25 protein-coding genes are annotated in these 23,963 nt (G+C 74.4%); 7 read left to right on the top strand and 18 right to left on the bottom strand.

Features of this window, described 5'->3' with window-relative positions; translation table 11 throughout:
* Positions 1-111: 111 nt before the first annotated feature.
* Complete coding sequence (locus J3P29_RS09585) at positions 112-1,266, top strand: iron-containing alcohol dehydrogenase (RefSeq protein ID WP_210493093.1); 1,155 nt, start codon at positions 112-114, stop codon at positions 1,264-1,266.
* 22 nt (positions 1,267-1,288) lie between these two features.
* Here the strand turns inward: J3P29_RS09585 and J3P29_RS09580 are convergent, their stop codons facing one another.
* On the bottom strand, positions 1,289-1,690 hold the full coding sequence (locus J3P29_RS09580) for a PaaI family thioesterase (RefSeq protein ID WP_210493091.1): 402 nt from the start codon (positions 1,688-1,690) through the stop codon (positions 1,289-1,291).
* 113 nt (positions 1,691-1,803) lie between these two features.
* Here J3P29_RS09580 and J3P29_RS09575 point away from each other — a divergent pair, with 113 nt between their 5' ends.
* Entirely contained in the window at positions 1,804-2,961 is a 1,158-nt protein-coding gene (locus tag J3P29_RS09575; RefSeq protein ID WP_210493090.1) for a hypothetical protein, read from the top strand.
* Here J3P29_RS09575 and J3P29_RS09570 read toward each other — a convergent pair.
* The 7 genes from J3P29_RS09570 to J3P29_RS09540 all read right to left on the bottom strand — a co-directional run bounded on the left by J3P29_RS09570 (position 2,958) and on the right by J3P29_RS09540 (position 8,173).
* A complete protein-coding gene (locus tag J3P29_RS09570; protein WP_210493089.1) occupies positions 2,958-3,413 on the bottom strand; it encodes an SRPBCC domain-containing protein in 456 nt (151 codons plus the stop codon). The two genes, J3P29_RS09575 and J3P29_RS09570, sit on opposite strands and share 4 nt — an antisense overlap.
* Before the next feature lie 3 nt (positions 3,414-3,416).
* Entirely contained in the window at positions 3,417-3,968 is a 552-nt protein-coding gene (locus tag J3P29_RS09565) for an adenine phosphoribosyltransferase (RefSeq protein ID WP_210493087.1), read from the bottom strand.
* The gene (locus tag J3P29_RS09560) at positions 3,965-4,744 is read right to left on the bottom strand and encodes a MerR family transcriptional regulator (protein ID WP_210493086.1); all 780 of its coding nucleotides are present in this window, start codon (positions 4,742-4,744) and stop codon (positions 3,965-3,967) included. The genes J3P29_RS09565 and J3P29_RS09560 overlap by 4 nt, the downstream gene beginning before the upstream one ends.
* A 10-nt stretch (positions 4,745-4,754) precedes the next feature.
* Entirely contained in the window at positions 4,755-5,225 is a 471-nt protein-coding gene (locus J3P29_RS20380) for an FHA domain-containing protein (protein ID WP_210493085.1), read from the bottom strand.
* Positions 5,225-5,539, bottom strand: a complete 315-nt coding sequence (locus tag J3P29_RS09550; protein WP_246851885.1) for a hypothetical protein — start codon at positions 5,537-5,539, stop codon at positions 5,225-5,227. The genes J3P29_RS20380 and J3P29_RS09550 overlap by 1 nt, the downstream gene beginning before the upstream one ends.
* An 88-nt stretch (positions 5,540-5,627) precedes the next feature.
* Positions 5,628-6,452: a CDP-alcohol phosphatidyltransferase family protein gene (locus J3P29_RS09545; RefSeq protein ID WP_210493082.1), complete on the bottom strand. Its 825-nt coding sequence runs from the start codon at positions 6,450-6,452 to the stop codon at positions 5,628-5,630.
* On the bottom strand, positions 6,434-8,173 hold the full coding sequence (locus tag J3P29_RS09540) for a proline--tRNA ligase (protein ID WP_210493080.1): 1,740 nt from the start codon (positions 8,171-8,173) through the stop codon (positions 6,434-6,436). The genes J3P29_RS09545 and J3P29_RS09540 overlap by 19 nt, the downstream gene beginning before the upstream one ends.
* A gap of 130 nt (positions 8,174-8,303) precedes the next feature.
* On the opposite strand from J3P29_RS09540, the gene J3P29_RS09535 reads away from it, so the two are divergent.
* Positions 8,304-8,903, top strand: a complete 600-nt coding sequence (locus J3P29_RS09535) for a superoxide dismutase (RefSeq protein WP_210493079.1) — start codon at positions 8,304-8,306, stop codon at positions 8,901-8,903.
* Between the two features lie 222 nt (positions 8,904-9,125).
* Positions 9,126-10,610, top strand: a complete 1,485-nt coding sequence (locus J3P29_RS09530; RefSeq protein WP_210493078.1) for a hypothetical protein — start codon at positions 9,126-9,128, stop codon at positions 10,608-10,610.
* A 130-nt stretch (positions 10,611-10,740) separates the two neighbouring features.
* On the opposite strand, the gene ispG is transcribed toward J3P29_RS09530, so the two are convergent.
* Entirely contained in the window at positions 10,741-12,051 is a 1,311-nt protein-coding gene (gene ispG / locus J3P29_RS09525) for a flavodoxin-dependent (E)-4-hydroxy-3-methylbut-2-enyl-diphosphate synthase (RefSeq protein ID WP_210493077.1), read from the bottom strand.
* 127 nt (positions 12,052-12,178) lie between these two features.
* On the opposite strand from ispG, the gene J3P29_RS09520 reads away from it, so the two are divergent.
* From J3P29_RS09520 to J3P29_RS09510, 3 genes are read left to right on the top strand one after another with little or no spacing between them, the layout of a single operon-like run.
* Positions 12,179-13,369, top strand: a complete 1,191-nt coding sequence (locus J3P29_RS09520; protein ID WP_210493076.1) for an aminotransferase class I/II-fold pyridoxal phosphate-dependent enzyme — start codon at positions 12,179-12,181, stop codon at positions 13,367-13,369.
* A 32-nt stretch (positions 13,370-13,401) separates the two neighbouring features.
* Complete coding sequence (locus J3P29_RS09515; protein WP_210493073.1) at positions 13,402-13,866, top strand: DUF427 domain-containing protein; 465 nt, start codon at positions 13,402-13,404, stop codon at positions 13,864-13,866.
* A 43-nt stretch (positions 13,867-13,909) separates the two neighbouring features.
* Positions 13,910-14,533 carry a class I SAM-dependent methyltransferase gene (locus J3P29_RS09510; protein WP_210493072.1) on the top strand — a complete coding sequence of 208 codons (624 nt, stop codon included), beginning with the start codon at positions 13,910-13,912 and terminating at the stop codon, positions 14,531-14,533.
* A 121-nt stretch (positions 14,534-14,654) separates the two neighbouring features.
* Here J3P29_RS09510 and J3P29_RS09505 read toward each other — a convergent pair whose 3' ends face one another.
* The 9 genes from J3P29_RS09505 to rpsB form a co-directional block, all read right to left on the bottom strand.
* Positions 14,655-16,073: an APC family permease gene (locus J3P29_RS09505; RefSeq protein ID WP_210493071.1), complete on the bottom strand. Its 1,419-nt coding sequence runs from the start codon at positions 16,071-16,073 to the stop codon at positions 14,655-14,657.
* 111 nt (positions 16,074-16,184) lie between these two features.
* Positions 16,185-17,324, bottom strand: coding sequence for an RIP metalloprotease (locus J3P29_RS09500; RefSeq protein ID WP_210493070.1), 1,140 nt, complete (start codon positions 17,322-17,324; stop codon positions 16,185-16,187).
* A 111-nt stretch (positions 17,325-17,435) separates the two neighbouring features.
* Positions 17,436-18,611 carry a 1-deoxy-D-xylulose-5-phosphate reductoisomerase gene (gene dxr, locus J3P29_RS09495; RefSeq protein WP_210493069.1) on the bottom strand — a complete coding sequence of 392 codons (1,176 nt, stop codon included), beginning with the start codon at positions 18,609-18,611 and terminating at the stop codon, positions 17,436-17,438.
* Positions 18,612-18,706: 95 nt separating this feature from the next.
* A complete protein-coding gene (locus J3P29_RS09490) occupies positions 18,707-19,903 on the bottom strand; it encodes a phosphatidate cytidylyltransferase (protein ID WP_210493068.1) in 1,197 nt (398 codons plus the stop codon).
* An 84-nt stretch (positions 19,904-19,987) separates the two neighbouring features.
* A complete protein-coding gene (gene uppS / locus J3P29_RS09485; RefSeq protein ID WP_210493067.1) occupies positions 19,988-20,689 on the bottom strand; it encodes a polyprenyl diphosphate synthase in 702 nt (233 codons plus the stop codon).
* A 4-nt stretch (positions 20,690-20,693) separates the two neighbouring features.
* A complete protein-coding gene (gene frr, locus J3P29_RS09480; protein WP_210494995.1) occupies positions 20,694-21,251 on the bottom strand; it encodes a ribosome recycling factor in 558 nt (185 codons plus the stop codon).
* Positions 21,252-21,324: 73 nt separating this feature from the next.
* The gene (pyrH, locus tag J3P29_RS09475) at positions 21,325-22,056 is read right to left on the bottom strand and encodes a UMP kinase (RefSeq protein ID WP_210493065.1); all 732 of its coding nucleotides are present in this window, start codon (positions 22,054-22,056) and stop codon (positions 21,325-21,327) included.
* A gap of 17 nt (positions 22,057-22,073) precedes the next feature.
* Positions 22,074-22,952 (bottom strand): translation elongation factor Ts, encoded by an 879-nt coding sequence (tsf, locus tag J3P29_RS09470; protein ID WP_210493064.1) that lies wholly within the window; start codon positions 22,950-22,952, stop codon positions 22,074-22,076.
* A 9-nt stretch (positions 22,953-22,961) separates the two neighbouring features.
* The gene (rpsB, locus tag J3P29_RS09465; RefSeq protein WP_210493063.1) at positions 22,962-23,846 is read right to left on the bottom strand and encodes a 30S ribosomal protein S2; all 885 of its coding nucleotides are present in this window, start codon (positions 23,844-23,846) and stop codon (positions 22,962-22,964) included.
* Between the last annotated feature and the right edge of the window lie 117 nt (positions 23,847-23,963).

Raw genomic sequence — 23,963 nt, 5'->3', positions numbered from 1 at the left:
CCCGCGGGGGGCGCGCGCTCGACGGACGGACGACGCCGCCCGGCGCGCCCCCGGCCGCCGCGCCGACCCCACCCGTGCGGCGGCCGGCGGCCGGCGCGATAGCGTCGCCCCATGCCTCTGGTCCTCCCCCGGTCGACGTGGATCGAGCCCGGCGCCCGCCGGCGCGTGGCCGAGGAGGCGGCGCGGCTCGACGCCGCCCGGGCGCTCCTGGTGACGGACGCGCACCTCCGCGCCGCCGGCGTGGCCGACGAGGTCGCGGGCCTGCTGCGCGACGGCGGCTTCGCCGTCGAGGTCTTCGACGAGGTGGAGCCCGACCCGTCCGACGCGACGGTCGACGAGGGCCGCGCGCGCCTGGTGGCGCACGAGGCCGACGTCGTCGTGGCGGTCGGCGGCGGCAGCGTCCTGGACGCCGCGAAGGCGATCGCCGTGCGCGGCGCCAACCCCGGCCCCCTCCGCGACCGGCAGGGCTACGGCCGGCTCTCCGGCGCCGGCCTGCCGGTCGTCGCCCTGCCCACGACGGCGGGCACGGGCAGCGAGGCCACCCGCGTCGTGGTCATCACGGACACGGCGACGGACACGAAGATGATGCTGCTCGACGACCGCCTGGTCCCGGCCGTGGCGCTCGTGGACGTCGAGCTGTCCGCGACGATGCCCCCGGCGCTGACCGCGCACGTCGGCGTGGACACGCTCACGCACGGGATCGAGGCGTACGTCTCGCGCCGTGCGACCCCGGAGACCGACGAGCTGGCGGGCTCGTGCGTCGCGCTCTGCGGCGCGCACCTCGAGGCCGCATGGCGCGACGGCCGCGACCTGGACGCGCGGGCGGGCATGGCCCGCGCCGCATACGAGGGCGGCGCCGCCTTCTCGAACAGCTCCGTCTGCCTCGTGCACGGGATGAGCCGGCCGCTCGGCGCGCTCTTCCACGTTCCGCACGGGCTCTCGAACGCCGTCCTCCTCCCCACCGTCACGGCCTACTCGCTGCCGGGCGCCCCCGCGCGGTACGCCGACGTGGCGCGGCTGCTCGGCGTCGCCGCTGGCGGCGCGTCGGACGAGGCGGCCGGCGCGGCGCTGCTCGACGCCCTCGAGGGCCTGAACGCGCGGCTCGAGATCCCGCGGCTGCGCGACCTGCGCGGCATGGACCGCGAGCGCTTCGAGGCCGCCCTTCCGAAGATGGCCCGGGACGCCCTGGACTCCGGCAGCCCGGAGCGCAACCCGGTGGTGCCCACGGCGGAGGAGATCGAGGAGCTCTACCGCCGCGCCTGGTGAGCGCGCCGGCCGCGCGGGCCGCTCACGCGGCGGGGCGCACCGCGATCACCATGCGGGTGATCGCGCAGACGCGCCCCTCGTCGTCGGCGCAGCGCACGTCCCACACCCACGTCGTGCGCCCCCGGTGCAGCCGCTCCGCCCGCGCGTGGATCGTGCCCTCCAGGCAGGGCCGGAGGAAGTTCGTGCTGTTCGACAGGCCCTGCGCGACCATCCCGTCCTCGTGGACGCCCGTCGCCGTGGCCCACGAGGTCAGCGACTCCGCGATGGCCGCGTACACGCCGCCGTGGACGAGCCCCATGGGCTGACGCACGTGGTCGGCCACCGGCAGCGTCGCCTCGATCCAGCCGTCGCCCGAGTCGCCGTAGACGAGGCCGAGGTGGCCGTCGAGGGTGCGGTCGAGCGGGATGCGCGGCTGGAGCTCCATGGGCGCATGCTAGGGCCGTCCGCGCGACCGCCGCCCGCCGGGCGGTGCGCCGCCCGCGACGGCCCCCGCCTCTTACACGGACGCAACCTGACCCCCGGTAGGCTTGCGCGCCGATGTCACGGCTGCAGGCCCTCCACCCGGACCAGCAGGCGGTCCTGCAGCTCGTGCTGCGCCGCCGGCTCTCGTACTCCGCGCTCGCCGACGTCCTCGGCCTGCCGGCCGAGCAGGTCCGCGAGCGCGCGCTCGACGCGGTGGACGGCCTGGCGCCGGACGACGTGCCCGGCCTGGAGCTGGAGGACCGCGACCGCATCGGCGACCTGCTCCTCGGCCAGGCCGGAGCCGACGCCGCGGCGGCCGAGGCGCTGCTGCGCGACGGGGACGCCGCCCGCGGCTGGGCCGCCCGCGTCGCGGCCGAGCTGGCGCCGCTGGGCGGCCCCGCCGTGCCGGTGCCGCCGGCCGCCGGGCCCGCCCCGGCCGCGGCCCCGGCCGGACCCGACGTCGAGGCCGACGCCGGCGGCCCGGACGGCGCGCCCGCGCTCTCGGACGCGCCGTCGCCCGAGGGGGAAGCGACGGACGACGGCCCCGACGAGGCCACCGCTCCGCGCGGCGCGAGCGCCGTCCGCCGGGCCTTCGCGGCCCTCGACCGCGACGGCGACGGGGACCGCCCCCCGACGCTCCGCGGCGCGTCGCCGCGCACGCTCGGGCTCGGCGCCCTCGCCGCGGTGCTCGTGATCGCGCTGGTGCTGTGGATCAGCGGCGCCTTCGACGGCGGCGACGACGGGGACACGCGCGCCGCGGCGCCGGCCGCGACGACCGCCACGAACGCGACCGACGCGGTCGCGCAGCAGATCGTCTCCGGCCTGCCCGGCCAGATCAACTTCACGCCACCGTCGACGGCCGAGGGCGCCTACGCGAAGGTCGCGGGCGTCTCGCAGCCGCAGGTCGTCGACGGCACCCCCGGCCTGGCCCTGCAGGCCCAGGGCTTCCCGGCGATGACGTCGAAGCGGCAGTACGCGGTGTGGATGGACGGCGGCGGCCAGGACCCGGTCCTGCTCGGGCGCTTCGCCGACGGACGCGACGGCAGCACGGCCACGATCGACTCCTCCGGTCGCATCTCCGCGCTCTTCATCCCCTTCACGGCGATCGACCCGCGGACGAACAAGGCGTCGATCGTCGACGCGCGCAAGTTCACCCGCGTGCGGGTCACGCGCGAGGGCTCGGCCACGCCGAAGACGCCCGGCGCGACCGTGTTGACCGGCAAGCTGCGCTAGCCGGCGGCGGCGACGGCCCGCGCCAGGCGCGCGGCGGCGTCGCCGGCGTGACGCCGCGCGGCGCGGCGCCCGAAGACCCGCGCCGCCAGGCCGCCGCGCGTCATCTCGCGCTCGACGGCCACCGTGACGCGGCACCGGCCGCCGTCGGCCGGCTCCAGGCGCAGCTCGACGGCGGACCGCCGCAGGGTGCCGGCGAAGGGCGTGCCGGCCAGGTCCTGCTCCCACCGCTGGCGGTCGGGCCGTCGCGAGACGACGACGCGCCAGTCCGTCCGCACCGGCACGCCGCGACTGGACCGCAGGACGAGGGTGAAGCGGCCGCCCTGCACGTCCTCGGCCCGCTCGGCGAGCGGCCACCACGCCGCGACGCGCCGCCCGTCCGCGATCTGCGCCCAGACCTGCTCCGGCGTCGCGTCCAGGACGCGGTCGGCCTCGGCGTCGGCGCGCGCGCCCACCGCTCAGTCCTCGTACGTGATGAGCGAGCGGACCTCGTGTGGCGCGAGCGCGTCGCGCCCCTTGAGGAACGCCAGCTCGACGATGAACGACAGGCCGACGACCTCGCCGCCCAGGCGCTCCACGAGCCGGCACAGCGCCGACGCGGTGCCGCCGGTGGCCAGCAGGTCGTCGTGGACGAGCACGCGCGTTCCGGGAGCCAGCAGGTCGGCGTGCACCTGCAGCTCGTCCTGCCCGTACTCCAGGTCGTAGGTGACGGCGATGGTGTCCCGCGGCAGCTTCCCGGGCTTGCGGGCCAGGATGAACCCGGCGTCGAGCTCCCGCGCCAGCGCCGGGCCGAGCAGGAACCCGCGCGCCTCCGCGCCGATCACCTGCTGGACGCCCAGGTCCCGGGTGGCGGTCGCCATGCGGTCGACGGCCACCGCCAGCGCCCGCGGGTCGGCGAAGATCGGCGTGATGTCGCGGAACGTGACGCCCGGGACCGGGTGGTCCGGCAGGTCGACGACGCAGGAGCGCAGGTCGAAGTCGTCGTCGGGCGAGGACGGTGCGGTGCTCACGGCACCAAGCGTCGCAGGTCGCGCACGAGGAGCAGGTGCTTGAGCCGCATGGTGGTGGCGGCCAGCGTCTCGAGCGCCTCGACCGCCTCCGTCCGCCGCTCCTGGCTGCGCGAGCGCAGCGCCGGACCGAGCAGCTGCTCGAGCAGCGCGCCCTCCCGGTCGGCCGAGCTGCGCAGGACGCGCAGGTGCCGCCCGCCGACGCCGTAGCGCGACAGCTCGACGGCGGCGCGCACGATCTCGCGCTCGTCGTCGTCGAAGACGATGGCGCCGTCGCGGGTCGTGCCCTGGATCACGCCGAAGTCGCGCAGCTCCTTGACGAGCGCCGGCGTGGCGCGCGTGTCGTCGCACAGCTGCTCGACGGTGTGGACGGCGGTGCCGCCGCCCCGCAGGGTGATCGGGCCGGCGCGGTGCGCCGCCGGCTCGCCGTCGGGCTCCGGGGCGCCGCCGACCCGCGGGGCGTCCTGTCCGCGCCCGGCGGCGAGCTCCTGACGGATGACGCGCAGGGGCAGGAACTCGTCGCGCTGCAGGCGCAGGATCGTGCGCAGCCGCTCGACGTCCTCGGTCGTGAACAGCCGGTACCCGCCGGAGGTGCGCCGCGGCGTCAGGAGCTTCTGCTCCTCCAGGTAGCGGATCTTCGAGATCGAGATGTCGGGGAACTCGCTCCCGAGGAGCTTGCAGACCTGCCCGATCGTCAGCGGCCGGCCGCCGCGCACGGGCGTGGCGACGGGGACGGCATCGCCGGACGGCGGGGGTCCGGTGCGCTCGTCGTCGGCCACCGGACCGGCCTCAGTGGCCGAGGAACGTCAGCTTGAACTTGCCCACCTGCACCTCGTCGCCGTCCCGCAGCAGCGCGCTGTCGATGCGCCGGCGGTTGACGTAGGTGCCGTTGAGCGAGCCCAGGTCGTCCAGGTGCCAGCCGTCCGCCCGCGACACCACGAGCGCGTGGTCGCGCGAGACGGTCACGTCGTCGAGGAACAGGTCGCTGCTGGGGCGCCGGCCGATCGTGACGCGCTCGCCGGTGAGCGGCACCGACTCGCCCTCGCGGCCGCCGCCGGCGCGCACGACCAGGGCGGCGCCGCCGGCCTGCTGCAGCGCGGCGACGTCGAGCGCCGCGATCTCGCCGGAGTCCTGCAGGTGGTACGTCGCGGTCGTCGCCTCGACGGGGGCCGTCATGTCGGCGAGGTACGCGCCGCACTTGGGGCAGAAGTTCGCCGCCTCGCCGACGACGAACCCGCACTCGGGGCAGTGGACCGCCATCAGGTCGTCGCGTCTCCCCCGTCGGCCGGGCCCTCGGGGGCGCCGGGCTCCGGGTCCGGGACGGGGCGCAGCGCGGCGGCGCGGCCCGCGAGGATGTCGGTCAGGCGGTCCACGTCGGAGCCGTGGATCACCGCGCCGCCCTCCTCGTGCCGCAGGCGCAGCCGGCTGACGAGCTCGGCGCGGAGGATGTCGATCTGGCCGTGGAGGATGCGACGGCGGTAGCTGACCTCCGTCTCCTCGGCCGTGAGGCGATCGATCATCGCCTTGAGCTCCTCGTCAGCGAGGCTGCCCAGATCGGAAAAGCTGTCGTCCATGGCTCCTGGCGGCGCGTCGGGTAGCTGCGCCGCCGCGAGCATACCAGCGGCCTGCCGCGATTTCTCGACCTCCGCTTGAGGGTCTGGGTCAGGCGTCCAGCGCGGCCGCGCGCCGGCCGCGCAGCTCGCGCCGTGCGTCCCGCGTGTACTTCGCCGCCGCCACGAGCGCCATCGCGACGCCGACGACGAGGGCCACGCGCGCGGGGGCCCCGACGCCCAGCAGGGCCGCGAACAGGGCGCCCATCGTCGGCCACACCGCCAGTCGGCCCCACCAGTTCACCTGGAGCTTGAGGCCCTTGCCGAGCGCCATCCGGCCCGCGACGAGCATGTACAGCTCGCGGGCGACGAGGACGGCGAGCGCCCACCGGGGGAGCAGGTCGAAGGACCAGCAGACGATGCCGCCGGCGAGGACGAGCGAGCGGTCCGTGACGGGGTCGAGCAGCGCGCCGAAGCGGCTGTACTGGCCGGTCAGCCGGGCGAGGAAGCCGTCGAGGTAGTCCGTGCCCGCGATGACGGCGAAGAGGACAGCGGGCAGCACGTGCGTGCCGTCGTCGCTGGCGAGCGCGAGGACCAGGAACACCGGCACGAACGCCAGGCGGACGAGGCCGACGACGTTCGGGATCGTCCAGATCCGCAGGGGCTCGCCGGGCAGCGTCTGCGGCGGCGGCGGGCCGGAGCGGTCGATGCCGAACAGCCGGTAGACCGTCATCCGCGCCTGCTCCGTGCGCTCGCGGGTGCGGTCGCGGACGTGCTCGGTCCGCTCGCGCACCTGCTCCTTCCGCTCGCGCGTGCGGTCGCGCACCTGCTCCGCGCGCTCGCGCAGGCGGCGCGCCTCCGAGGGCGTCTGCGTGCCCGGGTCCCGCCGCTCCTCCGGCCGGTCGCCGGTCGGACGGCTCAGGGCACTCGCTCCCACAGCTCGCGCACGGCGTCCACGATCCCGTCGAGCGGCAGGCCGCCCTCGACGTCCTGCTGGCCGCGGCGGATCTGCGCCTCGGCGCGGCCCTCGGCGAGCGAGCGCTTGCCGACGGTGATCCGCAGGGGCGCGCCGAGCAGCTCGGCGTCCGTCAGCTTCTGCCCCGCGCCGCCGGGACGATCGTCGAGCAGCACGTCGAAGCCGGCGGCGCGCAGCTCGTCGTACAGCCGCTCCGCGACCGCGCCCTCCTCGCCCCCGGGCTTGCCGAGCGCGACGACCTCGATCTCGAACGGCGCGATCGCCTTCGGCCACGCGATGCCGCGGTCGTCGTGGTACTGCTCGACGGCGGCGGCGAGGATCCGGGCGGGCCCGATGCCGTAGCACCCCATGACGATGGGGTGCTCCTTGCCCTCCTCGTCGAGGAACGTGGCCCCCATCGGCTCGGAGTACCGCGTCATGAGCTGGAAGATGTTGCCGACCTCGATCGCCGGCTCGATCGTGACCGGGACCCCGTCGACGGTGTCGCCGGCGACGACCTTGCGCACGTCGGCGACCTCGTACGAGAAGTCGCGGCCGGGGACGACGCCGTCCAGGTGCCGGTCGGTCTCGTTGGCCCCGACGACCCAGCCGCCGGACGGCTGCGCCCGCACCTGCGCGTCGACCGCGGCGTCCAGCACGACCGGCACGTCGGTGCCGATCGGGCCGAGGAAGCCGGGCGGGCCGATGCGGTCGCGGATCTCGTCCTCGGTGGCCTGCCGGACGGTGCCGCCGAGCGCCTTCGCGAGCTTGACCTCGACGACCTCGTGGTCGCCGCGCAGCAGCACGAGCACCGTCTCGGGCTGCGTGCCCTCCCCGCGCTCGACGACGACGGGGAACGCCTTCAGCAGCGCGGAGGGCTCGCGGTCCAGGTGCGCGGCGAGCGCGGCGATCGTCGTCGTGCCGGGGGTGCTGACCGGGTCGGGCGCGCCGGGCGCCTCGGGCAGCGCCGCGAACGGCGCGTCGGCCGTCGCGACCTCGACGTTGGCCGCGTAGGCGGCGCCCCCGTCAGCCAGGACGACCTCGTCCTCGCCCGCGGCGCACGGCGCCATGTACTCGTGGGCGCGCTTGCCGCCCATCATGCCGGTGTCCGACTCGACCTCGTACCAGCGCAGCCCGGAGCGGTCGTAGACCCGGCGGTACGCCTCGCGGTAGGTCTCGTAGTGCGCCTGCAGCCCCGCCTCGTCTCGGTCGAAGGTGTAGGCGTCCTTCATCACGAACTCGCGGGTGCGCAGCACGCCGGCGCGCGGCCGGGCCTCGTCGCGCTCCTTCACCTGGAACTGGAAGAGGCTGAAGGGCAGGTCGCGGTAGGAGCGGACGACCTGGGCGACGTGGTGGGTCATCGCCTCCTCGTGCGTCATCGCCAGCACCATGTCCGCCTCGCGGCGGTCGTGCAGGCGGAACAGCTCCGGGCCGATGGCGTCGTAGCGGCCGGTGCGCCGCCACAGCTCGGCGGGCTGCAGGAGCGGCATCAGCGTCTCCTGCGCGCCGATCCGCTCCATCTCCTCGCGGATGATCCCGACGACGCGCTGGTGCGCCCGCCAGCCCGCCGGCAGCCAGCTCCACAGGCCCGCGCCCATCTGCCGGACGAGCCCGGCGCGCACCATGAGCTGGTGCGAGACGGCCTCGGCGTCGGCCGGGGGCTGGCGCTCGGTCGGGAGCAGGAGACGGGAGAGGCGCGTCATGAGCCTCCCAATCTAGTCGAGGACGCCTCGCCGCCGGGGGGCGCCCGGGCGGCCGGTGTAGGTTTGGGGATGCGGCCGCGCCGACCGGCGCGCCGCGGTCCCGAACCGCATTCGAGAAGAGGAGCCCCCCATGGCGTTCTCCGTTCCCCCGCTGCCCTACGCGTACGACGCGCTGGAGCCGCACATCGACGAGCAGACGATGCAGCTCCACCACGACAAGCACCACCAGGCCTACGTGGACAAGGCGAACGCGGCGCTCGAGGGCACCGAGTGGGCCGACAAGCCCGTCGAGGAGGTCGTGGCCAACCTCGACAAGCTCCCGGCCGACAAGCAGGGCCCCGTCCGCAACAACGGCGGCGGCCACTACAACCACACGCTGTTCTGGGAGTCGCTGCAGGGCGACGGCGTGCAGCAGCCCGAGGGCGAGCTCGCGTCCGCCATCGAGTCGGCGTTCGGCTCGTTCGAGGACTTCAAGACGAAGTTCGAGGAGGCCGGCGTCGCGCGCTTCGGCTCCGGCTGGGTGTGGCTCGTGAAGTCCGGCTCGGGCGTCGAGATCATCACGACGCCCAACCAGGACACGCCGCTGGCCGAGGGCAAGACGCCGCTGCTCGGCAACGACGTCTGGGAGCACGCGTACTACCTCAAGTACCAGAACCGCCGCCCGGAGTACCTGAAGGCGTTCTGGAACGTCGTGAACTGGCAGAAGGTCGCGGAGCGCTTCGCCGCCTGATCCGCCGGCCGGCGGCGCCCCGCGCCGCCGGCCCTCGCGGCCCCCTGCGGGCCGCACCGCGCCGCGGCCCTCCGGCCCGGCACCGTTGCGTCGCCGCACCGTCGTGTGCGGCACCGCAACATCTCGCGCGCCCGCGGGTTGATGGTCGTGGACACGACCGCCCGGACCGCCCGGTCCTCCCCCGGACGCCGTGCCCGCAACCCGTCGAGAGGATCCCGCCCGATGACCCGTCGCCCCCTGCGCACCGCGCTCGTCGCCGCCGCGCTCGCGCTCGCCGCCGTGCCCGCCACGGCGTCCGCCGCCGGCTCGATCGAGATCGGCATGGCGGACGACAACGTCCTCAACGGCGTGATCGACGGCGGTCCCGTCCCCGGCGGCCAGGACGCGACGCTGCAGAAGTGGAAGGACTCCGGCGTCCAGGACGTCCGCCTGTTCGCGAAGTGGGACACGATGGCGCCGGACGCGGGCGCGACGAAGCCGCCCGCGGGCAAGGACCTGGCGGACCCGGCGACGTACGACTTCTCGGGCCTGGACGCGCGGATCAACCTCGTCCGCAAGCACGGCCTGAACATCACGCTGGTCGTCACGGGCCAGGCGCCCGTGTGGGGCTCGCAGGAGCCGGCGCGGCGCAAGGCGGTGTGGAAGCCGGACCCGAAGAAGTTCGGGAAGTTCGCCGAGGCCGTGACGAAGCACGTCGCCGCGCGCGTGGACCGCTACATCGTCTGGAACGAGCCGAACGTCGGCACGTGGCTGCAGCCCCAGTACGAGTGCGCCGGCACGAAGTGCACCCCCTACGCCCCGCACCTGTACCGCGAGCTCGCCCGGGCGGGCTACGCGGCGATCCACGCCAACGACGACGTCGCCCGCGTCGGCATCGGCGCCACGTCGTCGAAGGGCAACGCGCTCGCCAAGGGCGTCGCCACGCCGATGCAGCCGATGGTCTTCCTGCGCGAGATGGCGTGCGTGACGTCGAAGTACAAGGCCACGCGCAAGGGCGCCTGCAAGACGTTCAAGCCGGTCACGGGCGAGACGCTCGCCTACCACCCGCACTCGAGCACGATCTCGCCGGGCACGAAGGACAAGGATCCGGGCAACGCGCGCATGGGCGACCTGTCGCGCCTGACGACCGTGATCGACAAGCTGACGGCGAAGAAGCGCGTGAAGGTCAAGGGCGCGAAGCGGCTGCCCCTGTGGCTCGACGAGTACGCGTACGAGACGAACCCGCCCGACACGGCGCACAAGGAGTTCCCGTCGCCGAAGACCGCGGCGACGTGGTCGCAGTGGGCGTGGTCGATCGCCGCGCGCAACCCGCGCGTCGAGCTGCTGACCCAGTACGAGTGGTTCGACGAGTCGACGAAGGTCGACGAGGGCCGCGTCGCGAACCGCTGGCAGTCCGGCCTGTACTACATCGACGGCTCGCCGAAGCCGCTGGCGCAGGTCTTCGCGCACCCGATCTTCGGCTGGCGCACGAGCAAGAACGGCTACGTCTGGGGGCAGGTGCGCCCGGGCGACGTCGCCCTGGACGTCCGCGTCCAGCGGCGCTCCGGCTCGTCCTGGCAGGACGTCAAGACCGTCCGCACGAACGCGAACGGCCTCTTCCAGCTGCGCGTCCCGGCGTCGAGCAGCGCGAAGTACCGCTACGTCTACGTCGACCCGGTCAGCGGCCAGGAGGCCGCGAGCGCGTCGACGACGCTGCGCAAGGGCTGAGCGCCCCGCGGCCCGGCGCCTGCCGGCGCCAGGGCGCGGCCGTAGGACGACGAAGGCCCGGCGAGCTCGCCGGGCCTTCGTCGTCGGTGGGCGCGTCCGCCGCGCCCCGATGGGGCGGGGCCGCGCGCCGTCAGTTCGTGCGGGTGAAGCGGCGCCCGGCGGTCGGCGAGGACGTCTCGTCGACGAGCGCGACCTTCGCGGGCTTCGCGCCCGGCTCGTCCTCCATCACGTCGGCGGTCGGCGCGCCGGCGCGCTCGGCCTCCTCGCGGGCCTTGTCCTTCTCGAGCTGCGCCAGGCGCTCCGGCGTCATCGCGGACAGGTCCTCGTTCTCGGACAGCCACTGGGTGGCCTCGGCGGCCTCGCGCTCGTCGCGGACGACCTGCTTGCCCGACGCGTAGTAGCGGTCGATCTCCTTGAAGAGCTCGTCGACCAGGTCGGCCGTCGGCACCTTCTTCAGGGGCTCGCCCTTACTGAAGATCATCCCGGCGTCCTTCGCGCCCGTGATGCCGAAGTCGGCGTGGCGGGCCTCGCCGATGCCGTTGACCGCGCAGCCCAGGACGGAGACCTCGATCGGGTCCGGGTAGGCCTGCAGGCGCTGCTCGACCTCCTGCACGACGGAGTCCATGTCGAACTGCAGGCGGCCGCACGTCGGGCAGGCGATGAGCACGGGGCCCTTGTCGCGCAGCTTGAGCGCCTTCAGGATCTCCCAGGCCACCTTGACCTCCTCCTCCGCGTGGAAGGTGGAGAGGCTGATGCGGACGGTGTCGCCGATGCCGTCGGCCAGCAGGGTGCCCAGGCCGACCGCGCTCTTGATCGAGCCGGTCCACTTCGTCCCGGCCTCGGTCACGCCCAGGTGCAGCGGGTACGGGATGCGCTGCGCGAGCAGGCGGTTGGACGCGATCGTGTTCGGCACGGACGTCGACTTCATCGACACCTTGAAGTCGCCGAAGTCGAGCGACTCCATCAGCGCGACCGTCTCCTCGGCGGCGGCGACGAGCGCGCCGACCGGGTCGGTGAACTCCATCTCGCGCAGGTGCTTGGGCAGCGACCCCGAGTTGACGCCCACGCGGATCGGGACGTCGTGCTCCTTCGCCGTGGCGACGACCTGCGCGACCTTCTCGGGCCCGCCGATGTTGCCCGGGTTGATGCGGATGCAGTGCGCGCCCGCCTCGATCGCCTTGATCGCGAGCGTGTGGTTGAAGTGGATGTCGGCGATGATCGGGATCGGCGACTCGCGCGTGATCGTCTTGAGCGCCTCGACGTCCTCGTTGCGCGGGACGGCGACGCGGACGAGGTCGGCGCCCGCCTCGGCGACGCGGCGGATCTGCGCCATCGTCTCCGGCAGGTTGGCCGTCTCCGTCTTCGTCATGGTCTGGACGGCGACGGGCGCGCCGCCCCCGATCAGGACGTCGCCGACGCGGATCTGTCGCTGGGAAGCCACGTCCCCGATTGTACGGGGCCGACACGTGCGCCCGATCACCACCCGGTGAACGCCCGGCGCGCCCGCGCCCCGTCGCGCCGTCCGGCGGTCCCGTCCACCGGACCGCCGGGTGCGATTGGATGACGGGATGGACCGCGACGACCTGCGCCCCGACTCGCTCCTGATCCACGGCGACCGCGCCCGACGCGCCGGCCAGGCGAGCGTGGCGCCGCCGATCTACCCGACGTCGACGTACGCCTCCGACGACCCGGAGGCGTTCACGCGGGCCGCGACGACGCCCCAGGACGCCGGGTTCTACACGCGCTACGGCTCGCCGAACCAGGCCGACGCCGCCGCGGTCCTCGCCGGCCTGGAGGGGGCCGAAGCGGCGCTCCTCACCGCGTCGGGCATGGCGGCGATCACGACGGCGACGCTCGCGCTCGTCTCGGCCGGCGACCACGTGGCGCTGCAGACCAGCGTGTACGGCGGGACGGCCGCGCTGGCGAGCGAGGTGCTGGAGCGCTTCGGCGTGCGCACCACCGCGGTGGCGCAGGACGACCTGGACGCCTGGGACGCCGCGATCACCCCGGAGACGCGCCTCGTGCTGCTCGAGACGCCGAGCAACCCGCGCCTGGGCGTCACCGACGTGACGGCGGTCGCCGAGATCGCCCACGCGCGCGGCGCCCTCGTGGCCGTCGACTCGACGTTCGCCACGCCGATCCACCAGCGCCCGCTGGCCCTCGGCGCCGATCTCGTGCTGCACTCGGCGACGAAGTACCTGGGCGGGCACTCCGACCTGCTCGCGGGCGCCATCGTGGGGTCGACCGCGCTGATCGAGCGGATCTGGCCGACGTCGCTGGTCCTCGGCGGCACGCTCGGCAGCTTCGAGGCGTGGCTGCTGCTGCGCGGCATGCGCACGCTCGGCATGCGGATGGCGCGGCACTCCGGCACCGCGCTGGCCGTCGCCCAGGCGCTCGACGGGCACCCCGGCGTCGTCCACGTCGACTACGCGGGCCTGCCCGGCCATCCGGGCCACGACGTCGCGACCCGGCAGATGACCGGCGGCTACGGCGGCGTGCTGGCGTTCGAGGTGCGGGGCGGCGGCGCGGCGGCCGAGCGCGCGATCTCCGCCATGCGGATCGCCCGCCGCGCGGCCAGCCTGGGCGGCGTGGAGTCGCTCGCGGTGCGGCCCGCCGCGATGTGGGCCACGCAGATGGACGAGGGCGCCCTGGAGCGCGCGGGGATCGCGCCCGGCCTGGTCCGGCTCGCCGTGGGCGTCGAGGATCCCGACGACGTCGTCGCGGACGTCGTCGCGGCGGTCGAGGCGGCCACCGCCTGAGTCCGCCGCACGCCGGCCGCCGTATCCGGGACATGACCGAGAACGTCTGGGACTACCCGCGCCCGCCGCGGCTCGAGCCGGTCGGGCGCCCCGTGCGCGTCGTGCTGGGCGGCGAGACGATCGCCGCGACGGACGACGCGCTGCGGGTGCTGGAGACGAGCCACCCTCCGACGGTCTACCTGCCCCCGGCGGCGTTCGTCCCCGGGGCGGTGACCGACGCGGCCGGCACGTCGCTGTGCGAATGGAAGGGCCGCGCCGTCTACCACGACCTGCACGGCGGCGGCCGGACCGCCCCGGCGGCCGGGTGGTCGTACCCCGCGCCCACCCCCGCGTTCGCCGCGCTGCGCGACCACGTCGCCGTGTACCCCGGCCGCGTCGACGCGTGCTTCCTCGGCGACGAGCGGGTGCGGGCGCAGGAGGGCGACTTCTACGGCGGCTGGATCACCGCCGACCTCGTCGGGCCGTTCAAGGGCGCGCCCGGCACCCGCGGCTGGTGAGCGGCGCGGCGGCCGGTCCCGCCGCGGCACTACCCTCCCCCGCGTGACCGCGCCGCCGACCGACGTCTACGCGACCGCCCGCGGGCCCCTCGCCCGCGTCGCCGGGCCGATCGCGGCCCGGCTGCGCGCGCGCCGGCACGGGACGCTATTCGCCCTGACCGGCGTCCGCCCCGGCGACCGCATCCTCGACGTCGGCTGCGGCACGCTGGGCCTGCGGGCGCAGGAGCCCGGGCTGGACGTGACCGGCGTCGACCTGGTCGACCGGCCGACGTACCCCGGGCCGTTCGTCCGCGCCGACGCGACGCAGCGGCTGCCCTTCGCCGACGGCGCGTTCGACCTCGTCTACTCCAGCTCGGTCGTCGAGCACATCCCGCCGGCGCAGCGGGCGGCGTTCGCGCGCGAGCTGCTGCGCGTCGGCCGCGGCCTGTACGTGCAGACGCCGGCGTACTCCTTCCCCATCGAGCCGCACGCGCTGCTGCCGGTCGCGCACTGGCTGCCCGTCGCGCTCCGCCGGCCGTACTGGCGCCTGGGCGCCCAGGGCCACTGGGAGGACGTGCACCTGCTGCGCCGCGGCGAGATGGCGGCCCTCTTCCCCGGCGCGGCGATCCACGCGGAGCAGCTCGGGCCGCTCACGAAGAGCTGGATCGCCGTGCGGCCCGTCCGCTGAGCGGCGCGCGGGCGCGGGGCGCCCCGCGCCCGCGGCGGCGGGCGGCCAGGCCGACGTGGCCGTCGGCACGCGCCCGAAGGGCCGTCCCGGGACCGCTCGGCGTCCCGGGACGACCGCCCCGCTACCCGCGCTCGTCCGGGTTCTCGATCCGCTCGATCAGACCGGTGTCGAACTCGGGCTGCTCCTGCCGCTTGACGACGTGGCTGATCACCCAGAAGACGGCGCCGAGGACGAGCAGGCCGGCGGCGAAGACGATCTGGCTCGTGTCGTTGACGATGCGGTAGATCAGCAGGCCGATCGACACGAGCGCGCCGATCGCCGGCAGGACGCTCGGCGCGACGTAGTGGTCGTGGCCCACGCGGTCGCGGCGCAGCACGAGCACGCTGATGTTCACGAAGAAGAAGACGAGCAGCAGCAGCGACGTCGTCGTGTTCGACAGGTCCGTCAGGTCCTTCGTCACCACGAGCAGGACGACGCCGAGGATCGTCGTGAAGACGATCGCCGTCAGCGGCGTCTGGCGGCCCGCGTGCACCTTGCTGAAGATGCGCGGGATGATGCCCTGCCGGGACATGCCGTACGTCAGACGCGACGCCATGATCATGTTGATGAGCGCGCCGTTCGCGAGCGCGAGGATGCCGATGACGGCGAAGACCTTGACGGGGATGGCGAGCGGGCCGAGCTGGGCCATCTCGATCAGCGGGTTGTCGACGTCGTCCGTGCTCAGCAGCTTGTCCGTCGGCAGGACGGCCGGGGCGAGCACGCCGATGATCAGGTAGACGACGCCGGCCACGGCGATGCCGCCGAACAGCGCGCGCGGGTAGTCGCGGCGCGGGTCCTTGGCCTCCTCGGCCACGTTGACGGAGTCCTCGAACCCGATGAGCGCGTAGAACGCCAGGGCCGTCGCCGTGATGGTGGCCGGCAGCAGGCTGACGTCCTCGCCACGGGTGGTGAACGCGTTGTCGATGCTGCCGGTGCCGTCGAGCAGCGCGGCCAGGCCGACCACGATGATCAGGAGCAGGCCGCCGAGCTCGATGATCGTCAGGACGACGTTGACCTTCACCGACTCGCTGATGCCGCGGAAGTTGATGGCCGCGACGATGAAGAGGAAGCCGACGCCGATGAGCTTGACCGCGGTGTCGGTGTCGATGCCGCCGATGAGCTGCGGCAGGTACGTGCCGGCGACGCCCCGGGCGAGCGTCGTGGCCGACGCGATGCCCGAGCACATGACCGCGAACGCGATCATGAACGTGAAGAACGGGCGTCGGAACGCCTTGTTGACGTAGAGCGCGGCGCCAGCGGCCTGCGGGTACTTCGTGACGAGCTCGGCGTACGCCGTGGCGGTCAGCAGCGCGAGCGCCAGCGCGATGCCCATCGGCAGCCACACGAGGCCGCCGACCTCGCCGCCGATCTTGCCCACCAGCGTGTAGATGCCGCCGCCGACGACGTCGCCGATGACGAACAGCAGCAGCATGTTGCGCGAGATCGCGCGCTTCAGGGGTGGGTCGGCGTCTTGGTGCGTCTGGACGGGCGCGGTGGCCATGCGTCGCTCCTGGTCGGGATTTGACAGGCACGAGTACCCCGAGCGGGGACCCGCCATCCCCCGACGCTCTCACACCCCGCGGTCGCCACGCCTCCTCGCGGCCGCGGGCCGCTATCTGACCTGCGACGCGGTGCCGTCGAGGAAGCGCCCGACGTCGTTCGTCAGTCCGAGGACGAAGAGCATCGCCACGAGCACGAAGCCGACGACGCTCGCCCGTTCGAGCCAGGTGAACGGGATCGGCCGGCCCCGCAGCTTCTCGGCGATCGCCCAGAAGATGTGGCCGCCGTCGAGCGGCAGGAACGGCGCCAGGTTGATGATCGCCAGCGACAGCGAGACGACGCCGAGCAGGATGAGCGCGCGGGGGACGCTGAACTCGATCGTCCGCCGCGTCGCGTCGTACGCGCCGACGACGCTGCCGATGTCCTTGCGCGCCTGCGCGTCGTAGAAGATCCGCGCGATCGCCTTCGCGGTCTCCGACGTGACGTACCAGATGTACCGCGGGGTCTCGTCGACCGCGGTGCTCAGCGGCGCGGGCAGCAGCTCGGGCCCGTACCCGATGCCCAGCAGCATCCGCCGCTCCGTCCCGCCGCCCGGCGCGGCGACCTCGCCCAGGCGCGGGGCGATCGAGAACGTCTGCTCGCGTCCGTCGCGGAGCACCGTCACGCGGGCCGGCGTCGCGGCGGAGCAGCCGAGTCGGGGGTCGCTGCCGGCGCACCGGTGCCGGGCGATCGCGGCGGTGATCGCGGTCCGGCGGGCGTCGGCGTTCTCGGCCGTCAGCGTCGACGTGAAGCCCTCCGCGCCGTCGACGCGCAGGATCTTGTCGTCCGGCCGCAGCACGCCCGCCGCCGCGGACTTCGCCTGCACCGTGTCGACGACCGGCGCCACGCGCGGCACCCCGCTCGCGGCGTAGACGCCGAAGATGATCACGAACGCGAGGACGACGTTGACGAGCGGCCCGGCGGCGATGACGACGATCCGCTTCCAGACGGGCTGGCGGAAGTACGCCCGCGGCAGGACCTCGGCCGGGAGCTCCTCCCGCGGGTCCATGCCGCTGATCTTCACGTAGCCGCCGGCGGGGATCCAGCCGACCGCGTACTCCGTCTCGCCGCGCCGCACCTTCCACAGCGGCCGGCCGAAGAACAGCGAGAACTTCTCGACCCGCATCCCGACGGCCTTCGCGGCGGCGAAGTGCCCGAGCTCGTGCAGGACGATCAGCAGGCAGAAGCCGACGAAGGCGAGGACCCATGACACCCGACGAAGGGTGGCACAGCGTGCTTGGCGCCGCGTAAGCGCGCGACGGGCGGCCGGGGCCGGCGCCGGGGCGCGGACCGCGTGCCGGCCGCGACCCGGCCGGGCGTCCGGTCAGGCGCGCTCGTCGACGAGCGCTGCGGCGGCGTCGCGGGCGGCGCGGTCCGCGGCGTAGAGCGCGTCGAAGGCGTGCACCGGGCCGGTCTCGACGCGGTCGAGCGTCGCCTCGACGATCCCCGCGATGTCGAGGAAGCCGACGCGGCCGCCGAGGAACGCGTGGACGGCCACCTCGTTCGCGGCGTTCAGCACGCACGGCGCCGTGCCGCCCGCACGGCCGGCCTCGCGCGCCAGCGCCAGGCAGCGGAACGCCTCCTCGTCCGGGCGCTCGAACGTCAGCTGCCCGACCTCCGCCAGGTCGAGCGGGCGCAGGCCGAGGGGCACGCGGTCGGGGTGGTGCAGCGCGAAGGCGATCGGCGCCTTCATGTCCGGGTGGCCCAGGTGCGCGAGCGCCGCCCCGTCGCAGAGGGTGACGTAGGAGTGGACGATGGACTGCGGGTGGACGACCACGTCGATCCGCTCGTAGGGCGTGCCGAACAGGTGGTGGGCCTCGATGACCTCGAGCCCCTTGTTCATCAGCGTCGCGGAGTCGATGGTGATCTTGCCGCCCATCGCCCACGTCGGGTGGTCGAGCGCCTGCTCGACGCCGACGTCGGCCAGCTCGGCGCGGCGGCGCCCGCGGAACGGCCCGCCCGACGCGGTCAGGACGAGCTTCTCGACGGTGCCCGGGTTCCCGCCGCCGGCGCCGCGCTCGCCCTCGAGCAGCTGCCAGATGGCGGAGTGCTCCGAGTCGACCGGCAGCACCCGCGCGCCGGTCGCCTCGGCGAGCTGCATCACCAGCTCGCCGCCGACGACGAGCGACTCCTTGTTCGCCAGGGCCAGGTCGATGCCCTCGCCGAGCGCCGCGACCGTGGGGCCCAGCCCGGCGGCGCCGACGAGGGCGTTGAGCACCAGGTCCGCGCCGGACTCCAGGACCAGCCGGACCAGGCCCTCGGCGCCCTGGAGCACCTCGCCGTCGGTCCAGGCCTCCCCCGCCCGCGCCGCGGCGTCCGGCTCGGCGAGCGCGATCCGGCGCACGCCGTGGGTGCGGGCCTGCTCGACGACGGTCTCCCACTGGCGACCGGCGGCGAGGCCGACGATCTCGAACGTCCCCTCGGGCGCGGCGGCGACGACCTCGAGGGCCTGCGTGCCGATCGAGCCGGTGGATCCGAGGATGAGGAGGCGGCGCGGCATGACGCGGAAACCCTGGCAGATCCCCGACGTCGACCGCCGGCCGGGGTGGCGGGCGGCAGCGGGGCCGCCACCCGGACGCGGCGACGGCGGCGCCGCTACACGCCGCCCATCGCGAGCCACACGTAGTAGCCCGCGACGACGGCGAACATCGCCGCGTCGAGCCGGTCGAGCACGCCGCCGTGGACGCCGAAGAGGCCGCCGGCGTCCTTCGTCCCCGCGTCGCGCTTGAGGAAGCTCTCGAACAGGTCCCCGAGCGGGGCCGCGAGCGCGACGGCCAGGCCCAGCAGCAGCGCGTCGGTGCCCGACAGCCAGTCCTGGTACAGCCCGGCGAACCACGTCGCCGCGACCGCGGTGACGATGCCGATGAGCAGGCCCTCGATCGTCTTGTTCGGCGAGACGCGCGGCCACAGCTTGCGGCTGCCGAACATGCGGCCGCCGAGGTACGCGCCGGTGTCGCCCAGGAACGTGCCGATCAGGACGTCGAGGAGGATGCCTCCGCCGTGATCCGCGTCGCGGAGCAGGACGGCGTGCCCGAGCGTCAGCCCGATCCACGCGATGCCGAGCAGCGTGACCGCGACGCCGGGCATCTTGCCGGGCCGGGGACGCGCGAGCGCGACGAGGAGGAAGACGACCGGGATGCTCGCGGTCAGGGCGGTCAGCATCGCCTCGCGGCCGCCGAGCGCGGCGGCGACGATCACGGCGGCCACGCCGATGCCGGCGCCGGCCAGGGACGGCCGCGTCTTCGCGAACATGCGGACCAGCTCGTACGTGCCGATCAGGCCGAAGGCGAGGATGCCGGCGACGAACACGGGGCCGCCCTGCGCCACGAGGAAGACCGCGAGGATCGCCGCCGGGACGGCCACGAGCACGCGGGCGCCGAGGTCGCTGCCGCCGCCGCGGTCGGACGGGGAGCGGACGGTCTCGATGGCGTCCTCGAAGCGCTCGAGCGCCTCGATCTCGCCCGCGACCGCGTCGACCGGCCCGTCGCCGCCGCGCGGGGACCGGGATCCGTCGGCCGGCAGGTCGTAGGTGCCGGAGCGCTCGGGCAGCGGCTCGCCGGCGCGGCGCCGCCGGCGCGGCGGCAGCGGCTCGACGGGGTCGTACGTGCCGCTCACCGTGCCGCGGGTGCGGCCGCCGTCGCGGATCGAGCCCGTGCCCGTGCCGGTCCGGCTGCGCGACCCGGTGCGCGTCCGCTCGGCCGGCTCGAAGTCGCCGAACTCCAGCTCGAAGCGCGCCTGGCGGCGACGGCCCCGAGGGGCGGCCGGGGTGGCTGCGGGATCGTCGTCGCGCACGGACGGATCATCCCCCACGGACCGGCGCGAGCGCGCCCCGGCCCGCCCGTCGTCCTCGCGGCGCCCGCGGCGCGGGGCGGGCATCTAGGCCTCGCGGCCGCCGAAGCGGCGCTGGCGGGTGCCGTAGGCGTCCAGGCAGCGCTCGAACGCCGCGCGGTCGAACTCGGGCCACAACTCGGGCGCGAAGACGATCTCGCTGTAGGCGCACTGCCACAGCAGGTAGTTGCTGATCCGCTGCTCCCCGGACGTGCGGATGAGCAGGTCGGGATCGGTCATGTCCGGCGCGTAGAGCAGGGAGCGGAACGCGTCCTCGCCCCCACCGTCGTACTTCGCGGCGGCGTCGAGGATCTCGGCGCGCCCGCCGTAGTTGAACGCGACGTAGAACGTGATCGCGTCGCCGCCGGCGGTCTGCTCCTCGGCCCAGGCCATCTTCTCGACCAGGCGCGGATCGACCCCCTCGCGGCGGCCGATGAAGCGCATGCGCGCGCCCTCCTCGACGAGCTCCGGCGTCTCGCGGTCGATGCGCTCGGAGAACATCGCCATCAGCGCCCGCACCTCGTGCTCGGGCCGCGACCAGTTCTCGGTCGAGAACGAGAAGACGGTCAGCTCCTCGACGCCGAGCTCGACGGCGTCGCGCAGCCGGGCGCGGACGACGTCGGCGCCGGCGCGGTGGCCCTCGGCCACCGGCAGGCCGCGGGACTGCGCCCAGCGCCCGTTGCCGTCCGTGATGATCGCGACGTGCCGCGGGCGCCCGGAGGCGCCCGCGTCACCCGAGGGAGCGGTCACGCGCTCAGACCTCGAGGATGTCGGCTTCCTTGGCCTTCAGCATCCCGTCGAGCTGCGTGACCGCGGCGTCGGTGATCTTCTGCAGCTCGGTCTCGGCGCGGTGCTCCTCGTCGGCGCCGATGTCGCCGTCGCTCTTCAGGGAGCGCAGGTCGCCGAGGACGTCGCGGCGCACGTTGCGCACGCGCACGCGGCCCTCCTCGGCGATGGTGCGGGCGACCTTGACCATCTCGCGGCGGCGCTCCTCCGTCATCTCGGGGATGCCGAGGCGGATCGTGCGGCCGTCGTTGCTCGGGGTGACGCCGAGGTCGGAGTCCGAGATCGCCTTCTCGATCTGCTTGATCGAGGACGCGTCGTACGGGGTGACGGTCAGCAGCCGGGCCTCGGGCGCGCCGATCGTGGAGAGCTGGCGCAGCGCGGTCGGCACGCCGTGGTAGTCGACGACGACGCGGTCGAGCAGGTGCGGGCTGGCGCGGCCGGTGCGGACGGTCGCGAACTCGCCGGAGGTCTGGTCGACCGCCTTGGACATGCGCTCCTTGGCGTCGGCGAGCAGCTCGTCGATCATCGAGTCGTCGGACATCTGGGACCTCTCGGGTGGTGGGCGACGGGGGTGTCGGTGCGGCCGGCGGGCGCCGGGCTCACGCGGGCGTGCGGACCAGCGTGCCGACGCGCTCGCCCGAGACTATCCGGACCATGTTCGCCTCGTCGTCCATGTTGAAGACGTGGATCGGCAGGCGGTTCTCCATGCACAGCGTCAGCGCGGTGGAGTCCATGACGCGCAGGCGGCGCTCGATGGCCTCCATGTGCGTGATCTCGTCGATGAGCTCGGCGTCGGGGTCCGTCCGCGGATCCGCGGTGTAGACGCCCTCGACGCCGTTCTTCGCCATGAGGATGGCCTCGCAGTGCACCTCGGCGGCGCGGAGCGACGCGGCGGTGTCCGTGGTGAAGAACGGGTTGCCGGTGCCGGCGGCGAAGATGACGACGCGGCCCTTCTCCAGGTGCCGCTCGGCGCGGCGGCGGATGTAGGGCTCCGCCACCTCGGTGATCGTCAGCGCGCTCTGCACGCGGGTGGTCACGCCGCGCTTCTCCAGGGCGTCCTGGAGCGGCAGGGCGTTGAGCACCGTCGCGAGCATGCCCATGTAGTCCGCCGTGGCCCGGTCCATGCCGGCGGCGGCCCCGGACATGCCGCGGTAGATGTTGCCGGCCCCGACGACGATCGCCAGCTGGACGCCCAGGTCGTGGACGGCCTTGATCGCGTCGGCGACGGCGCCCACGCGCTCCGGATCGGTGCCGTAGTCCTGCGCGCCCATCAGGGACTCGCCGGACAGCTTGATCAGGACGCGCTTGAACGCCGTGGTCGTCGGGGCCATGGTGCCGCTCGGTCGGGCTACTCGCCGACCTGGAAGCGCACGAAGCGCTTGATCACGACGTCGTCGCCGACCTGCTTGCGCAGCTGGTCGATCGTCTTCCCGTCGTGCTTGTCCGGGTTGATGTGCTCCTGCGGCAGGAGGGCGATCTCCTTCAGCCACTTGTCGAGCTTGCCCTGGGCGATCTTCTCGCGGATCTGCTCGGGCTTGCCCTCGGCCTCGGCCTGCTGCGTGTAGACGCGCAGCTCGGCGTCGCGGGCGTCGGCGGGGACGTCCTCGCCGGACACGTACTTCGTCGCCGGCGTGGCGGCCACGTGCAGCGCGACCTCCTTCGCGAAGGCGGCGCGCGCCTCGGCGTCCGTGCCGCCCTCGACCTGGACGGCGACGCCGACCTTGCCCGTGGCGTGGATGTAGGACGCGATCGTGCCCTCGCCCTCGACGGCGAAGCGCTCGGCGCGGCGGATGACGACGTTCTCGCCCGTCGTCGCCGACAGGTCGGCGCGCGCGGCCTCGAGCGTCTCGCCGGCGGCGATCTCCTCCTTCAGGAGGACCTCGGTGTCGACGGGCCCGGGGTTGCCGCCGGCCTCGGCCAGGTGCGCGGCGATGCGGCGCGCGAACGCCACGAAGTCGTCGTTGCGGGCGACGAAGTCGGTGTTGCAGTCGACCTCGACGAGGGCGCCGGTCTTGCCGTCCTCGGAGATGGCGGACTGGACGGTGCCCTCGGCGGCCTCGCGGTCGGCGAGCTTGCCGACCTTGTTGCCCAGCTTGACGCGGAGCAGCTCGACGGCCTTCTCCAGGTCGCCCTCGGCCTCCTGGAGCGCCTTCTTGCAGTCCATCATGCCGGCGCCGGTGCGCTGGCGGAGGGCCTTGACGTCGGCCGCGGTGATCGTGGTGCTCATGCGGGCTCCTTACTCGGCGGCGGGCGCCGGGGTCTCGGACTGGGCGGCCTCGGCGGCGGCAGCGGCCTCCTGGCCCTGGGCGGCGGCGGCGCTCTGCTCCTCGGCCTCCAGGCGGCGGGCCTCCTCGGCCTCGCGGTTGGCGGCCTCCTCGGCCTGGCGCTGCTCGCGCTCGGCGGTCTCGCGCTGGCGGCGGGCCTCCTCGGCCTCCCACCAGGCGGCGGCGCCACCGGCGGCCGCGTCGCCGATCGCGTGGGCGATCAGGCCGCAGGAGCGGATGGAGTCGTCGTTGCCCGGGATGGCGTAGTCGACGCCGTCGGGGTTGACGTTCGTGTCGACGAGCGCGATGACGGGGATGCGCAGCTTCGTGGCCTCCTCGACGGCGATCTTCTCGCTGTTGACGTCGATGACGAAGACCGCGTCCGGCGTGCGGCGCAGGTCCTTCACGCCGCCGAGGTTGATCTGGAGCTTCAGGAGCTCCTTGCGGCGGTTGATGCGCTCCTGCGAGGGCAGCAGCTCGAGCTGGCCCTCGGCCTCGAGGCGCTCGAGGTCGTTCAGCGTCTTGATGCGCTTGCTCGACGTCTGGAAGTTCGTCAGCAGACCCGGCGACCAGCGCTGGTTGACGTACGGCATGCGCGCGGCCTCGGCGGCGTCGCGGACGGCGTCCTGCGCCTGGCGCTTCGTGCCGACGAAGAGGACGTTGCCGCCGCGCTGGGCGATGTCGGAGACGAACGACTGCGCGGCGTCGAGCAGCTCGACCGTCTGCAGCAGGTCGATGACGTGGATGCCGGAGTGCTCGCCGTGGATGAACCGCGCCATGCGCGGGTTCCAGCGCCGGGTCTGGTGTCCGAAGTGGACGCCGGCCTCGAGCAGTTCCTTGATGCCGATCTCGGCCATGGGGACTCCCTGTGGGAAAGGTGGTGAACGATCCCGCCGGCCCGGAGCGCATTCCCGACGGATCGGGCAGGGACGTTCCGGGTGACCCCAGCGGGGTAGAGATGGACGTGCAGGTCC

The sequence above is a fragment of the Patulibacter sp. SYSU D01012 genome (assembly GCF_017916475.1).
Taxonomy (GTDB): domain Bacteria; phylum Actinomycetota; class Thermoleophilia; order Solirubrobacterales; family Solirubrobacteraceae; genus Patulibacter.
This window is presented reverse-complemented; position numbering and strand designations above follow the sequence as displayed.